This is a genomic window from Mesorhizobium sp. J8, assembly GCF_016591715.1.
GTDB lineage: Bacteria > Pseudomonadota > Alphaproteobacteria > Rhizobiales > Rhizobiaceae > Mesorhizobium.
The window spans coordinates 6,647,655-6,660,903 of record NZ_AP024109.1 but is presented as its reverse complement, the minus strand read 5'-3'; the positions used below and the strand labels follow the sequence as shown (position 1 = coordinate 6,660,903).

At 65.2% G+C, this 13,249-nt stretch carries 14 protein-coding genes and 1 tRNA gene; 10 read left to right on the top strand and 5 right to left on the bottom strand.

Annotated features, from left to right (window positions below; all coding sequences use genetic code 11):
* Positions 1-36 precede the first annotated feature (36 nt).
* The 4 genes from MJ8_RS31945 (at position 37) to MJ8_RS31930 (ending at position 4,669) form a co-directional block, all read left to right on the top strand.
* Positions 37-1,002 carry a sugar ABC transporter substrate-binding protein gene (locus MJ8_RS31945; RefSeq protein ID WP_201412484.1) on the top strand — a complete coding sequence of 322 codons (966 nt, stop codon included), beginning with the start codon at positions 37-39 and terminating at the stop codon, positions 1,000-1,002.
* A gap of 133 nt (positions 1,003-1,135) precedes the next feature.
* Positions 1,136-2,635: a sugar ABC transporter ATP-binding protein gene (locus tag MJ8_RS31940; protein ID WP_201412483.1), complete on the top strand. Its 1,500-nt coding sequence runs from the start codon at positions 1,136-1,138 to the stop codon at positions 2,633-2,635.
* Entirely contained in the window at positions 2,632-3,648 is a 1,017-nt protein-coding gene (locus MJ8_RS31935; RefSeq protein ID WP_140752250.1) for an ABC transporter permease, read from the top strand. Before MJ8_RS31940 ends, MJ8_RS31935 begins: the two co-directional genes overlap by 4 nt.
* A 22-nt stretch (positions 3,649-3,670) precedes the next feature.
* Entirely contained in the window at positions 3,671-4,669 is a 999-nt protein-coding gene (locus MJ8_RS31930; RefSeq protein ID WP_201412482.1) for a LacI family DNA-binding transcriptional regulator, read from the top strand.
* A 312-nt stretch (positions 4,670-4,981) separates the two neighbouring features.
* On the opposite strand, the gene MJ8_RS31925 is transcribed toward MJ8_RS31930, so the two are convergent.
* Positions 4,982-6,040, bottom strand: coding sequence for an ornithine cyclodeaminase (locus MJ8_RS31925; protein WP_201412481.1), 1,059 nt, complete (start codon positions 6,038-6,040; stop codon positions 4,982-4,984).
* Between the two features lie 2 nt (positions 6,041-6,042).
* Complete coding sequence (gene rocF / locus MJ8_RS31920) at positions 6,043-6,975, bottom strand: arginase (RefSeq protein WP_201412480.1); 933 nt, start codon at positions 6,973-6,975, stop codon at positions 6,043-6,045.
* 131 nt (positions 6,976-7,106) lie between these two features.
* On the opposite strand from rocF, the gene MJ8_RS31915 reads away from it, so the two are divergent.
* Both MJ8_RS31915 and MJ8_RS31910 read left to right on the top strand, forming a co-directional pair.
* Positions 7,107-7,547 carry an Lrp/AsnC family transcriptional regulator gene (locus MJ8_RS31915; RefSeq protein WP_201412479.1) on the top strand — a complete coding sequence of 147 codons (441 nt, stop codon included), beginning with the start codon at positions 7,107-7,109 and terminating at the stop codon, positions 7,545-7,547.
* A gap of 164 nt (positions 7,548-7,711) precedes the next feature.
* Complete coding sequence (locus tag MJ8_RS31910; protein ID WP_225248090.1) at positions 7,712-8,008, top strand: adenylate cyclase; 297 nt, start codon at positions 7,712-7,714, stop codon at positions 8,006-8,008.
* 337 nt (positions 8,009-8,345) lie between these two features.
* Here MJ8_RS31910 and MJ8_RS31905 read toward each other — a convergent pair whose 3' ends face one another.
* The 3 genes from MJ8_RS31905 to MJ8_RS31895 form a co-directional block, all read right to left on the bottom strand.
* Entirely contained in the window at positions 8,346-8,729 is a 384-nt protein-coding gene (locus MJ8_RS31905) for a hypothetical protein (protein ID WP_201412477.1), read from the bottom strand.
* Positions 8,730-8,941: 212 nt separating this feature from the next.
* A complete protein-coding gene (locus MJ8_RS31900) occupies positions 8,942-9,139 on the bottom strand; it encodes a hypothetical protein (RefSeq protein ID WP_201412476.1) in 198 nt (65 codons plus the stop codon).
* An 839-nt stretch (positions 9,140-9,978) separates the two neighbouring features.
* A tRNA-Gly gene (locus tag MJ8_RS31895) sits at positions 9,979-10,053 on the bottom strand.
* Positions 10,054-10,364: 311 nt separating this feature from the next.
* Between MJ8_RS31895 and MJ8_RS31890 the strand changes: the two genes are divergently transcribed.
* From MJ8_RS31890 to MJ8_RS31875, 4 genes are all read left to right on the top strand, one after another.
* On the top strand, positions 10,365-10,865 hold the full coding sequence (locus tag MJ8_RS31890) for a prolyl-tRNA synthetase associated domain-containing protein (protein ID WP_201412475.1): 501 nt from the start codon (positions 10,365-10,367) through the stop codon (positions 10,863-10,865).
* A gap of 97 nt (positions 10,866-10,962) precedes the next feature.
* Positions 10,963-11,952: a thioredoxin gene (trxA, locus tag MJ8_RS31885; RefSeq protein WP_201415639.1), complete on the top strand. Its 990-nt coding sequence runs from the start codon at positions 10,963-10,965 to the stop codon at positions 11,950-11,952.
* 308 nt (positions 11,953-12,260) lie between these two features.
* Positions 12,261-12,932, top strand: coding sequence for an LON peptidase substrate-binding domain-containing protein (locus MJ8_RS31880; protein ID WP_201412474.1), 672 nt, complete (start codon positions 12,261-12,263; stop codon positions 12,930-12,932).
* A gap of 23 nt (positions 12,933-12,955) precedes the next feature.
* Positions 12,956-13,201: a Trm112 family protein gene (locus MJ8_RS31875; RefSeq protein ID WP_041009904.1), complete on the top strand. Its 246-nt coding sequence runs from the start codon at positions 12,956-12,958 to the stop codon at positions 13,199-13,201.
* Positions 13,202-13,249 lie beyond the last annotated feature (48 nt).

Here is a 13,249-nt window from a genome sequence, read left to right as displayed (position 1 = left end):
GTAACCGATTACGGCTCAATCAAGTGGAGGAGACTAATGAGCAAGATTTCGAACATGCACGGGCTTGGCCCGTTCTCGCGGCGCCAATTCCTGAAGACCAGCGCGCTTGCCGCCGGCGCGCTCGCTTTGCCGATCGGCCAGGTTTTTGCGGCCGACAAGCCAAAGGTCGGGCTGGTGATGAAGTCGCTGGCAAACGAGTTCTTCAAGCAGATGCAGGCCGGCGCGGAGGACTATGCGGCGAAGAACAAGGACAAGTTCGATTTCGCCGCCGTCGGCATGAAGGACGAGCGCGACTTCGCGGCCCAGGTCGACGCGATCGAGAACTTCATCACCCAGAACTACAACATCATCGTCGTGGCGCCCGCCGATTCGAAGGCCATGGTCACGCCGATCGCCAAGGCGCTGAAGGCCGGCATCAAGGTCATCAACATCGACGTGGCGCTCGACACCGAGGCCAAGAAGAAGGCCGGCATCGACCTCGCCTTCTTCGGCCCGGACAACCGCGCAGGCGCCAAGCTCGCCGGCGACGCGCTCGGCAAGGCGCTGGGCAAGGGCGGCAAGGTCGTCATTCTCGAAGGCAACCCGGAAGCCGACAACGCCAAGGAGCGCAAGCTCGGCTTCGATGATTCGGTGAAGGAGTACGGCCTCGACCTGCTCGATTCAAAGACCGCGCATTGGGAGACCGAGGAAGCCAACACGCTGATGACCAACTTCCTCACCCAGCATCCCGACATCCAGGGCGTGATGGCGGCGAACGATTCGATGGCGCTCGGCGTCGTCAAGGCGATCGACGCGGCCGGCAAGTCGGGCCAGATCAAGGTCGTCGGCTTCGACAACATCCCGGCCGTCGGCCCGCTCTTGAAGAGCGGCAAGATGCTGGCGACCGTCGAGCAGTATGGCGCGCAGATGGCGGCCATGGGCATCGACTACGGCCTGCGCGAGCTTGCCGGCGAGAAGTTCTCCGGCTGGGTCAAGACCGACATCAAGCTGATCACCGCATGAGGCGAGCGAGCCGCCGGGACTCCCTTCCGGCGATCCGCTTCGTCCCGCTCGTCACCGCCGCCGACAGTTCCGGCGGCGGTGGCGAAGCGCCGCTATCGCCGCGGACATGAGCGATTTAGGATTCCGCCTGCCCATGGATGCGATTCTATCCCTTGAAGGGGTTGGAAAGATCTTTCCCGGCGCCGTTGCGCTGAGCGACGTGTCGCTCGCGATCGCGCGCGGCGAGACCCACATCATCCTGGGCGAGAACGGCGCCGGCAAGTCGACGCTGATCAAGCTGCTCGCCGGTATCTACCAGCCGGATTCGGGCACGATCGTCTTCAACGGCCAGCCCTACCAGCCGAAGACGCCGCATGACGCGCAGCAGAGCGGCATCCGCATCGTGCACCAGGAACTGAACCTGCTGCCCTATCTCAGCATCGCCGAGAACCTGATGCTGGAAAGCCTGCCGCGCCGCGCCTTCGGCATCGTCGACCGCAAGGCGCTCAACAGCCGCGCCGTGGCGCTGCTCAAGGAAGTCGGGCTCGACATCGATCCGCGCATACGCGTCGAGGCGCTGGGCGTGGCGCAGATGCAGCTGGTCGAGATCGCCAAGGCGCTGAGCTACGATTCGAAGCTCCTGGTGCTGGACGAGCCGACGGCGACGCTGACGCCGCCCGAGATCGAGCGGCTGTTTGCCATCATCAAACGGCTGAAGGCCCGGGGTGTCACCATCATCTACATCTCGCACCGGCTGCACGAGGTGTTCGAGATCGGCGACCGGGTGACGGTGCTGCGCAACGGCCGGCTGGTCGCGACCCGTGATCTCCACGGCCTCACCGTGCCCGACCTCGTGCGCATGATGATCGGCCGCGACATCGCCGACGAATATGGTTTCGATGACACGATCGTTCCGGGCAAGGTGGCGCTCAGCGTTGCCAATCTGAAGCGCGACGCTTCCACCCCGGAGATCTCCTTCACTGTCCGCCATGGCGAGATCCTCGGCGTCGCCGGGCTGGTCGGCAGCGGCCGCACGGAAGCCATGCGCGCCTTGTTCGGCGCCGACCCGAAGCTCGACGGCATCGTGGAGATCGACGGCAAGCCGGTGGCGATCGCCGCGCCCAAGGACGCGGTGCGGCACGGCTTGAGCCTGCTCACCGAGGACCGCAAGGGCCAGGGCCTGCTGCTCGACATGGCCGTCGACAAGAACATCACCATCACGGATCTCGGCAAGGTCTCACACAACGGTCTGCTCAACCGCAGGGCCGAGGCCGTGGCAGCCAACGATCTGGTCGGGCAGCTGCGCGTCAAGGCAAGCTCGATCGAGCAGGCGGTGCGCAACCTTTCCGGCGGCAACCAGCAGAAGGTGGTGCTGGCCAAGTGGCTGTTCCGCGGCACCTCGACGCTGATCCTCGACGAGCCGACGCGCGGCGTCGATATCGGCGCGCGGCGCGAGATCTACCAGCTGCTGTGGATGCTGGCGGCGCAGCAGAAAGGCATCGTCATGGTGTCGTCCGACCTGCCCGAGTTGATGGGCATGTGCCACCGCATCATCGTCTTTTCCAAGAACAGGATCGTCGGCGAGGTGCCGCGCGCCGAATTCGACCAGGAGCGTATCCTGTCGCTCGCCTATCAGGAGTATGTGCGACCATGAGCGAGACGTCCGAGATAATCGTTTCGGCGCCTGTTTCCCCCGGCCGGGCGAAATTCCTGCGCTTCCTGGTGCGCGATGCCGGGGTGCTGCTGGCGCTTGTGCTGATCACGCTGTTCTTCTCGGCCACCGCCCCCTATTTCGCCACCTCCGGCAACGCGCTGAAGATCTTCGTGCAGATCGCCATCAACACGGTGCTGGCCGCCGGCATGACCTTCGTCATCCTCACCGGCGGCATCGACCTTTCGGTCGGCTCGGTGCTGGCGCTCTGCACGGTGGTCGGGGCCACCGTGATGATAAACGAGAGCCTGTCGCCGGCCGTCGCGATCACGCTGGCGCTGCTCGCCTGCATGGCGACGGGGGCGGCGTGCGGCTTCCTCAATGGCTGGATCTCGACGCGCTGGAAGATCCCCTCCTTCATCGTCACGCTCGGCATGCTCAACATGGCCGCCGGCGCCGCCCGCGTCGTCAGCGACAATTCGACCATCACCGGCCTGCCGCAGAGCTTCGTCGATTTCGGCAACCTCATCATCGGCGGCTTCCTGCCGTCGATCTTCCTGGTGGCGGTGCTGGTGATCGCGGCCGGCTGGTTCGTGCTGCGCTTCACCGTCTTTGGCCGCATGATCTTCGCCGTCGGCACCAATGACGAGGCGGTGCGACTGTCGGGCCACAATCCGGATTTCTACAAGGTCGCCGCCTTCACCATCAGCGGGCTCACCGCCGGCATCGCGGCCATGGTCTATCTGTTGCGCCTCAACATCGGCAGCCCGATCGCCGGCGTCGGCTACGAGCTCAACGCCATCGCCGCCGTCATCATCGGCGGCACCAGCCTCAGCGGCGGCAAGGGCTCGATCATCGGCACGCTGGTCGGCGCGTGCATCCTGCAGGTGCTTTCCACCGGATTGCAGCTGCTCGGCGTCGGCGACAATTTCAAACCCATCGTGATCGGCCTTGTCATCGTGCTCGCGGTCATCCTAGACGCGTACCGGGAGAGGCTGCTGCGGAGGATCCGCTAAGGGGCACCAGGGGCTGAAGGCCATGACGACGATTGCTGATGTCGCACGCCACGCGGGGGTGTCCGTCGCCACCGTCTCGCATGTGATGAACCATACGCGCCATGTCGAGCCGGAAACGGCCGAGCGCGTGCGCGCCGCGATCGCGGCCCTGCGCTACAGCCCGAACTCGGTGGCGCGGAGTCTCAGGCGCGGCGAGACCAAGACCATCGGCCTGCTGCTGCCCGACAATTCCAACCCGTTCTTCGCCAGCGTCGCGCGGCAGATCGAGGATGCCGGATTCGTCTCCGGCTACACGGTGATCCTGTGCAACTCCGACGGCAATGCCGAGAAGGAGGAGCGCTATCTCTCGGTGCTGATGGCCAAGCAGATCGACGGGCTGATCTTCGCCGGCTCGTCCGACCACGCGCGCGTGTTCGCCCGCCTGCTGCCCAGCGTGCCGGCGGTGCTGCTCGACCGCGAGATCCAGTCGGTCAATGTCGATTCGGTGCTGGTCGACCACGACCATGGCGGCTATCTCGCCGGCAAATACCTGGCCGGGCTCGGCCACAAGAAGATCGGCGTCATCGGCGGGCCACGCGATTCCAGCTCCAGCCCGGCCCGCCTGCGCGGCTTCGCGCGGGCGCTTGGCGAGGCAGGCCTCGAGCTGCTGGCGTCGTCGATCGTCGATTCCGACTATCATTTCGCCGGCGGGCGCCTGGCGATGGAGCAGCTCATGGCCCAGGCGCCCGACATCACGGCTCTGTTTGCCTGCAACGACCTGATGGCCATGGGCGCGCTGACGGTGCTGCGCTCGCGCGGATTGCACGTTCCCGACGACATGTCGATGATCGGCTTCGACGACATTCCTTATGCCGTCACCACCTGGCCGCCGCTGACGACGATCGCGCAGCCGGTGGAGAAGATCGGCACGCGCGCCGTGAGCCTGCTGCTCGAGCGGCTGGGCGAACCGGCAGCGCCGTCAAGGCGCGAGGTGCTGGCGCCGGTGCTGGTCGAGCGGGAAAGCTGCGCGGCGCGGGAGTAGGCGCAAGCATTATCAACGCTGGCGCTGCCCCCTCTCCGTCTACGTTCATTTTCTGTGAGTGGCGTGACTGATCGGGCGGAGGCTTGATGGCGAGGTGGTTCCCCCAATCCGTCGCTGCTTCGCAGCGCCACCTTTCCCCCCTCCGGAGGGAAAGGAAGGGAGCCTTGCTGGACGAGCGTTGACGGCAAAAGGCTCGGCGCCCTTCCTCTACCCCGTCGATCGGGGGAGAGGTGGCTCGGCGAAGCCGAGACGGAGTGGGGGTCGACCAGCGCGATTGTCTCGCGCTGTTTGAAGCCGCCTCGGCGACAGGCCTCAAGCCGCTGGCTGTATGGCCGCCCTCTCCAGCATGCCGAACAGGTCGCGCGGCTCGTCGGGGTCGGCGAGCAAATCGAGCTCTTCATAGAGGCCGGTGGCCTGAAGCTGATCGCGGACATAGCGCAGCGCGGAAAAATCCTCCGTGGCGAAGCCGACGGAATCGAACAGCGTGATCTGCTCGGGCGCCTTGCGGCCCGGCGCCTGGCCGGTCATCACCCGCCACAGCTCGGTCACCGGATGGTCGGCGTCGAGCTGCTGGATCTCGCCCTCGATGCGCGTCTGCGGCGGGAACTCGACGAAGATGTCGGAGCGCAGAAGGATGTCGCGGTGCAGCTCGGTCTTCCCGGGGCAGTCGCCGCCGACGGCGTTGATGTGGACGCCGGAGCCGACCATGTTGTCGGTGAGGATGGTGGCGTACTGCTTGTCCGCCGTCACCGTGGTGATGATGTCGACGCCTTCCACCGCATCCTGCCCGGTCGGGCAGATGGTGATGTCGAAGCCTTTGCCGGCCAGGTTGCGGGCGCATTTTTCCGAGGCCGAACGGTCGATGTCGTAGAGCCGCAGCTTGTCGATGCCGAGCAGGGCCTTGAAGGCGATGGCCTGGAACTCGGACTGGGCGCCGTTGCCGATGATGGCCATGGCTTGGCTGCCCTTCGGCGCCAGATATTTGGCGGCGACCGCGGAGGTGGCCGCCGTGCGCAGCGCCGTCAGGATGGTCATTTCGGTCAAGAGCATCGGATAGCCGGAGCCGACATCGGCAAGAACGCCGAAGGCGGTGACCGTCTGGCGGCCCTCGCGCATGTTCTTCGGGTGGCCGTTGACATATTTGAAGCCGTACATCTTGCCGTCGCTGGTCGGCATCAATTCGATGACGCCGTCATGGCTGTGCGAGGCGACGCGCGGCGTCTTGTCGAACAGCTCCCAGCGGCGGAAATCCTCCTCGATATAGCTGGCCAGCTCGGTGAGGAAGCGCTCGACGCCGATGGCGAGCACGAGCTTCATCATGCGGTCGACGCTGACGAAGGGGACAATGGCGAGGCGCGAAGGCTGGGTCATGATCAGAGGCTTCCGGAATGGCTGCGGGTCGGGCGGTCCATGATGCGGCGGCCCATCAGGCTGGCGGTAAGATCGACCATCAGGGTCGCGGTGCGGCCGCGCTCGTCGAGGAACGGGTTCAATTCGACAAGGTCGAGGCTGGAAACGAGGCAGCTGTCGGACAGCATCTCCATCACCAGATGCGCCTCGCGGAAGGTGGCGCCGCCCGGCACCGTGGTGCCGACGGCCGGTGCGATCGAGGGGTCGAGGAAATCGACGTCGAGGCTCACATGCAGGAGGCCGTCCTCCTGCTCGACGCGGGCCAGGAAGGCGCGCAGCAGCGGGGCGATGCCGTGCTCGTCGATGGCGCGCATGTCATGCACGGTGACGCCGGCCTCCGCGAGCGCGCGGCGCTCGGCCGGGTCGACGCTGCGCAGGCCGATGGCGCAGATGCGGGCGGGGTCGACCGCTTGCGGCAGATCCGGGAAATAGCCCTTGAAGCCGGCCTGGCCGCTGGCATAGGCGAGCGGCACGCCATGTAGATTGCCGCTGGTGGTGGTGTCGAGCGTATGGAAATCCGGATGCGCGTCGAGCCACAGCACGAAGAGCGGCCGGCCGCGTTTGGCGGCGCGGCGCGCCACACCGGATACTGTGCCGGCGGAGATCGAATGGTCGCCGCCGAGGAAGATCGGCATGGCGTCCCGCGAAGCGGCGTAGGCGGTTTCGGCGATCGCCGCGGTCCAGGCGGAAATCTCCGGCAGCGCCTTCAGCGCGAGGTTGCCATGGACCATCGGGCGCGCCGCGGCCTTCTCGATCGCGCCCCAGTCCTCGACCTCATGGCCAAGCTCCGAGAGCACCGAGACGAGGCCCGCCGTGCGCAGCGCGCTCGGCCCCATCTCGCATCCCATCCTGCCCGCGCCGTCTTGCACCGGCGCGCCGACGATCCTGCAGCGCATGATTCTCATAGCCCTCGCGATTGATTGGCTGATTGGATCATCAGCCGCTGGCGGTTTGAACAGGCGAAATTGGCATTTCGAGAAGATTAATCTATCATTCTGGGCAAGGGATTTGATCGAAGTGGGCAATCATGGATGCGCTCGACGAAAGACTGGTCACGCTGCTCAGGCACGATGCGCGGCGCAGCGTCTCCGACATCGCCGTCGATCTCGGCGTCTCGCGCGCCACGGTGAGGGCGCGGATGGAGCGGTTGGAAAAATCCGGCGAGATCATCGGCTACACGGTGGTGCTGCGCGCCGACGCGGTCGACCAGAAGATACGCGGCGTGATGATGATCGAGATCGAGGGCCACGCCGCCGACCGCGTGGTCAAGGCGCTGGGCGGTCTCGCCGAGGTCTCGACCATCCACACCACCAACGGCCGCTGGGACCTGGTGGTCGAACTCGGCACCGCCACGCTGACGGATTTCGATGCGGTGCTGCGGCGCATAAGGCTGATCCCCGGCATAACGGGCAGCGAAACGAGCCTGTTGCTGGCGACGCCGCGGACGACGCGGGCAAGGCTGGCGTAGTTTCGCGGCCAGTCGCGGCTTGCCGGCAGGCCCCGCTTGCCCATCACCGTTTCGTGAGAGCCGGGACGAATGACGCTTCGGGAGCGTTAACGGCGCATGAATGTCCGCCGGGTGCTCCGAAGACCCGAGCGCCCTCCTGAAATCCAATGCTTTGGGAGAACATGATGAGACATCTCCTCACGCCGATAGCGGCAAGCTTGTTCATAGCCTCCGCCGGCATCGCCTTGGCCGCCAATGTCCATACCGTAACCGGCACGACAGGTCAGCCCAACCAGACCATCGGCACGCCTCAGACAGGCGACGCCACGCCGGGCCACGCCGCCTCAGCCCCGGGTTCGGCCTTCAACCCGGACGGCAATGCCGGGACGCATTACGCAGGCGAGCAGCCGCAGAATTCGAAGAACCCGAAGAGCGTGTCGCAATATGACGTGGCTGGGTTCCAGCAGTCCCACAATCATTAGAGTTGGCAGGTGGCATGCCTCGGATACTGGCCGAAACGCCCATCGCGATCGTCACTCCAGGGCGGAGCAGGAGCGAAGCTCCGTCGCGAAGACCCTGGAATCCATGCCGTTACCTTCGCCAAGGCGTCCAACGGAGCAGAATTCTGGGCCGCGCCAACGCTTCGAAGTCACGGAATGGATTCTATGGTCTGCGCCGCGTCGCTTCGCTCCTTGCTCCGCCATAGAATGACGAGGTTGGGCCGGCTTCAAGCAATTCCCGGCGTTTGCGCTGATTCACGCAACTGGCCGGGGAAGGCTCGATCACACCGGCAGCCGCCTTACCGGGAACGCATGTTCGTCAGCCGTTCGGATAGTAGCCGCCGTCCGAGCCGTCGCCCATATAGGTTCCCTGGCCGGTGGCACTCTGAAGCCGCTGATCCAGATTGTTGATCTCACCGATCGCCGAACGGCCTCCGGTGGGCCGGATGGCATCCGCCTGCCGCATCAGGTCGCGGGCCTGACCCTCGGAGATCTTGCCGGCCTGCCTGGCGTCACGGATACCTTGTTTCACGCCCAGCAGCTGCTGCGTTGCGGCTCTGGCTTCCGGGTCCGCAGGCACCGACGCCGTGGTCATGGTGTCGACCTGTGCCCTATGGTGGCGGTGCACGGCATAGGCGCTCGAAAGCGGTATGGCCGCGAAGATCGAGGCGGCCGCGATGATCTTTGGGATGAAAGAACGCATGATGACATCTCCTCGTAATGGAGGAAGCGGTAAACCCGCTTTTTCCGAAAGGGCCGTCCGGTCACGTCGTGTCGCGGTGCAGGCCATTCACCGCCGGCGATTCTCGGCCCGGGAAGGAAATATGGAAGCCGGCGCAGCATTGAAATGGACTGGCACGCAAACGTTATCCGATGTGATCAGGGGTTGAATCGCGGTTCGGCGATCCGGCGTCCTCAGGCGACACTGGCGAGCGGGACCGGCGAATTGCCAGCCGGCCCGCCGAATCCCGCATTGGCCTGGTCGGTAAGCTGCTCGGCTTCGTCGCGCGTCAACCCGATCAGCACCCGGCCCTGAATCTCCGCCGGGAGGTCGACAACCAGATCATAGACAAGCCAGTCGTCACATGGATCCTGCATCGCAGCGAACCTCATCGGCGCTCCTTGTCCGGCGCAGCTGAAGGTTTCAGCGTCTCACGGGGAACCGCCGAAACACCCCAAATCTTGGTTTTGACCTGTTCGCCCCGGAACCGCTGCGCACGTCCGCGACACGCGTAGAAGCCGGAACAGGGTTGGATTGTTCCGGCCAGGGCCAGTAAAACATAGATGAAGAGCTGAAATATCCAGAAAGCATGGCCGGGCGCGGCGCCGAGATAAGCTCATTCGCCTGGCAGGCGAGCTCTTCCGCTTCCTCCTGCGTCAGTCCGAGCAGCATCATGTACGATATCTGCGCCGGGTAGCCGGACCACAGGTCATACACCATCCATTGGCCGCACGGATCCTGGAGGGCCGTGAACCTCATGACCGTCTTGCCCCAGCCTGTTGCATCGACGCGATTCCGGACGGAGGTCACGGCGAAGGCGCCGAACTCAACCGCTCACTTTCCGGAATTGCCCTAGCAATGCCCCACGTAAAGACCGCGGGGACACGCCCCGCGAGACTGCCCGGCCGGATTTAATTCCGGCGCTTTCACACAACATATAGTTGTCTGGCGCCCGGCAAAAGAGGCTCTACAGTCCCTTCGGCATGCGACCCAAGTCTGATGGGCGGCGGATACTTCGCGGATGGCGGACGTGCCTCTCTGAAGGAAATATCGCATGGGCCATGTGCTTGATCCCTTCGCCAGAATTCATAGCGAACGGCGAAAACGGCTCTCGCAGACGGCCCAGGCGGCTTCGGGGCCACGCCGGGCCGGGCTCGCCTGCAAAGCCTAAAACGCGAAAAAGCCGCGGAGGTCCGCGGCTTTTCGTTTGCTTGATCCTCGGTGAGGAAACTGGAGCGGGTGAGGCGATTCGAACGCCCGACCCCAACCTTGGCAAGGTTGTGCTCTACCCCTGAGCTACACCCGCTCGCACGGCCTCGGGCCGCAAGCCGCGCCTATATGGCCGAAGAGCGCGGCGATTGCAACAGGGAAATGACGGTCTTTTTCATGCGACTTGCGGGCGACTGCGAGCCAGGCCGACATCGCCAAAGCATTCCGCCCTTTGATGGCAATGGCGGACCGCATTGTTCCGAGGCATTTCGGACTGAACGCTATCCGCGCCGAGCCTGACGGTCACACATTTCTCCTGGAGTTGCCCAGCCTGCCCGGCGCGGCCTTGCGAGAACGGCACCGTTCGCCGTAAACGGCATGACCGCTCTTTTGACCGCGCGAGGACCGATGCCGAAGACCGAAGCCGAGCTCAACCAGTTTCTTGCCGATCTCGGCATTTCCGTTTCGACGGTCAGGCACCCGCCGCTGTTCACCGTCGCCGATTCGCAATCCCTGCGCGGCGAGATTCCCGGTGGCCACACCAAGAACCTGTTCCTCAAGGACAAGAAGGACAATTATTTCCTCGTCACCGTCGGCGAGGAGGCCGTGGTCGACCTGAAGCAGATCCACCATCTGATCGGAGCCGCCAGCCGGGTGTCGTTCGGCAGGCCGGAGATGCTGATGGAGCTGCTCGGCGTCATCCCCGGCGCGGTCACCGTCTTCGGCCTGATCAACGACACGGAGGGCAAAGTGAAGGTCGTTCTCGACGAGGCGTTGATGAGCCACGACATCATCAATGGCCATCCGCTGACCAATGAGGCGACAACCTCGATCGCCGCCGCCGACCTGATCAGATTCGTCGAGGCAACCGGCCACGATCCTGTTATCCTGAAAGTCTCACAATCTTGAAAGTCAGGGCTTGATCGCCACATGGAAGGCGATTGCGAAATCCGACAATGACGCGCCGGGCGCAGACGCCTGGGAGCGCGACCGAAAGGGCGACACGATGAGCGACAACAATCCGTATAGCGGCGCGTTTGGCGGCAATGGCGGCCAGTATGCCCAGACGGTGCAATATGGCGGCGACCGGCCCAAGGTTTCGCTGGGCGAGGCGCCGGCGGCGGCCGACCTGATCAAGGACACGACCACCGCGACCTTCGCCGCCGACGTCATCCAGGAATCGCGACGCCAGCCGGTGCTGGTCGATTTCTGGGCGCCATGGTGCGGGCCCTGCAAGCAGCTGACGCCGCAGCTCGAAAAGGCGGTGCAGGCCGCCGGCGGGAAGGTCAAGCTGGTCAAGATGAACATCGACGACCATCCCTCGATCGCCGGCCAGCTCGGCATCCAGTCGATCCCGGCGGTCATCGCCTTCAAAGACGGCCAGCCCGTCGACGGCTTCATGGGCGCCATCCCCGAAAGCCAGATCGCTCAGTTCATCCAGAAGGTCGGCGGCAAGGGCGGCGGCGCGCCGCAGATCGCGGACGCGCTTGCCGCGGCCGCCGAGGCGCGAACCGCCGGCGACGTGCAGACCGCGGCCGATATCTACGACGCGATCCTCGAGCAGGCGCCCGAGACACTCGAGGCGATCGCCGGCTTGGGCGAGATCCTGTTCGATGCGGGCGACGTGGCGGGCGCCGAAGCAGTGCTCGCCCGGGCGCCCGAGGACAAGAAGGACGCGCCGGCGCTGGCGGCGCTGCGCGCCAAGATGACGCTGGCGGCGGAAGCAGCCGCGCTCGGCAATCCGGCCGAGCTCGAGCGCCGGCTCGCCGCCAACCCGGCCGACCACCAGGCGCGCTTCGACCTGGCGATGATCCAGAACGCGCGCGGCGAGCGCAACGCCGCCGCCGACAATCTGCTGGCGATCGTCAAGGCCGACCGGAGCTGGAACGATGACGGCGCCAGGGCGCAGCTGTTGAAGCTGTTCGAGGCCTGGGGAATGACCGACGAGGCGACGCTCGCGGCACGCCGCAAGCTCTCGTCGCTGCTGTTCTCGTAAAGCGGTTTCGGCGTTTCACGGATTCGCCGGACCGCCTCGCTATTGTTCCGGCGCAATTCCGCACGGAAAACCCGAAACCCGGTTCCCTCTTTCGGGAGACATGCTTTAGGCTTGGTTTTGCGCAATCCCGGGCGGAAGCCGAAGGTTTCCGGAGTTGCCCTCAAAGTTTTTTGCCGGCTCTCGCGGCCGGCAGGCTTGAGCAAAGGATTGCCAGCGCCAGATAAGGGCAGGCTGGCGGAGACGAGTTGCCGGTGCGAGAGGAGATTGCAGGGTGATGCGCTTGCCGGCGTTGCTTTGGGAGGGTTGCGGTGCGCGTCGGTAACGCACTCTACCGGCTGGCCAAGGATTTGCCGACGGCAATCCCGGTGTTTCCGCTCGCCGGAGCGCTGCTTCTGCCCGGCGGCCGCATGCCGCTCAACATCTTCGAGCCCCGCTACCTACAGATGATCGACCAGGCGATGGCCGGCTCGCGGCTGATCGGCATGATCCAGCCGAGCCTCGACGGCGCGTCGCGCGACGACGGCGAGCCGGAGCTGTGCAGCGTCGGCTGCGCCGGGCGCATCATCTCGCTCGCCGAGACGGGTGACGGCCGCTACCTGATCTCGCTGCAGGGCGTGTGCCGGTTCCGCATCGTCCAGGAACTCGGGGCAAAAACGCCGTTCCGGCAGTGCAAGATCGCGCCGTTCCTAGCCGACCTCGAGGAAGACCCGGCCGCCGCCGAGGTCGACCGGCCGGCGCTGCTCAAGGCGTTTCGCGCCTATCTGCAGGCCAACGACCTCGAGGCCGACTGGGAGAGCGTCAGCCGCGCCGAAAATGGCATGCTGGTCAACGCGCTGTCGATGATGGCGCCCTATGGACCGGCCGAGAAACAGGCGCTCCTGGAAGCGCCGGACCTGAAGACGCGCGCCGAGACGCTGATCGCCATCACCGAAATGACGCTGGCGCGCGAGGATGACGAGTTTGGGTCCAGTTTACAATAGTTTGCCGATACGGGGTTGGGTTCATGGCGGACGGACGGGATGGACGAAAAGCCGAGGTCGATCCGAAGCTTCTTGAATTGCTGGCCTGCCCGCTGACCAAGGGGCCGCTGACCTGGGACCCCGAGCGCAGCGAACTGGTCTCGCGCGTGGCGAAACTCGCCTATCCGGTGCGCGACGGCATCCCCATCATGCTGCCTTCGGAGGCGCGCACGATCTCGGCCGAGGACATGCTGACACCACCGCCGCCACGGCTCGGCGGGCCGTCGTGACGGGGATTCCGCAAGCGGCAGCGAGGCGTCGGCCGCTGCAGCACGGAA

Excerpts from the sequence above, each read along its gene's own strand:
- MJ8_RS31890 (WP_201412475.1), top strand. The coding sequence starts at position 10,365 with ATGCCGAAGACCGAAGCCGAGCTCAACCAGTTTCTTGCCGATCTCGGC.
- MJ8_RS31910 (WP_225248090.1), top strand. The coding sequence starts at position 7,712 with ATGAGACATCTCCTCACGCCGATAGCGGCAAGCTTGTTCATAGCCTCC.
- rocF (WP_201412480.1), bottom strand. The coding sequence starts at position 6,975 with ATGCGCTGCAGGATCGTCGGCGCGCCGGTGCAAGACGGCGCGGGCAGG.
- MJ8_RS31875 (WP_041009904.1), top strand. The coding sequence starts at position 12,956 with ATGGCGGACGGACGGGATGGACGAAAAGCCGAGGTCGATCCGAAGCTT.
- trxA (WP_201415639.1), top strand. The coding sequence starts at position 10,963 with ATGAGCGACAACAATCCGTATAGCGGCGCGTTTGGCGGCAATGGCGGC.
- MJ8_RS31915 (WP_201412479.1), top strand. The coding sequence starts at position 7,107 with ATGGATGCGCTCGACGAAAGACTGGTCACGCTGCTCAGGCACGATGCG.
- MJ8_RS31935 (WP_140752250.1), top strand. The coding sequence starts at position 2,632 with ATGAGCGAGACGTCCGAGATAATCGTTTCGGCGCCTGTTTCCCCCGGC.
- MJ8_RS31900 (WP_201412476.1), bottom strand. The coding sequence starts at position 9,139 with ATGAGGTTCGCTGCGATGCAGGATCCATGTGACGACTGGCTTGTCTAT.
- MJ8_RS31905 (WP_201412477.1), bottom strand. The coding sequence starts at position 8,729 with ATGCGTTCTTTCATCCCAAAGATCATCGCGGCCGCCTCGATCTTCGCG.
- MJ8_RS31940 (WP_201412483.1), top strand. The coding sequence starts at position 1,136 with ATGGATGCGATTCTATCCCTTGAAGGGGTTGGAAAGATCTTTCCCGGC.
- MJ8_RS31925 (WP_201412481.1), bottom strand. The coding sequence starts at position 6,040 with ATGACCCAGCCTTCGCGCCTCGCCATTGTCCCCTTCGTCAGCGTCGAC.
- MJ8_RS31930 (WP_201412482.1), top strand. The coding sequence starts at position 3,671 with ATGACGACGATTGCTGATGTCGCACGCCACGCGGGGGTGTCCGTCGCC.
- MJ8_RS31945 (WP_201412484.1), top strand. The coding sequence starts at position 37 with ATGAGCAAGATTTCGAACATGCACGGGCTTGGCCCGTTCTCGCGGCGC.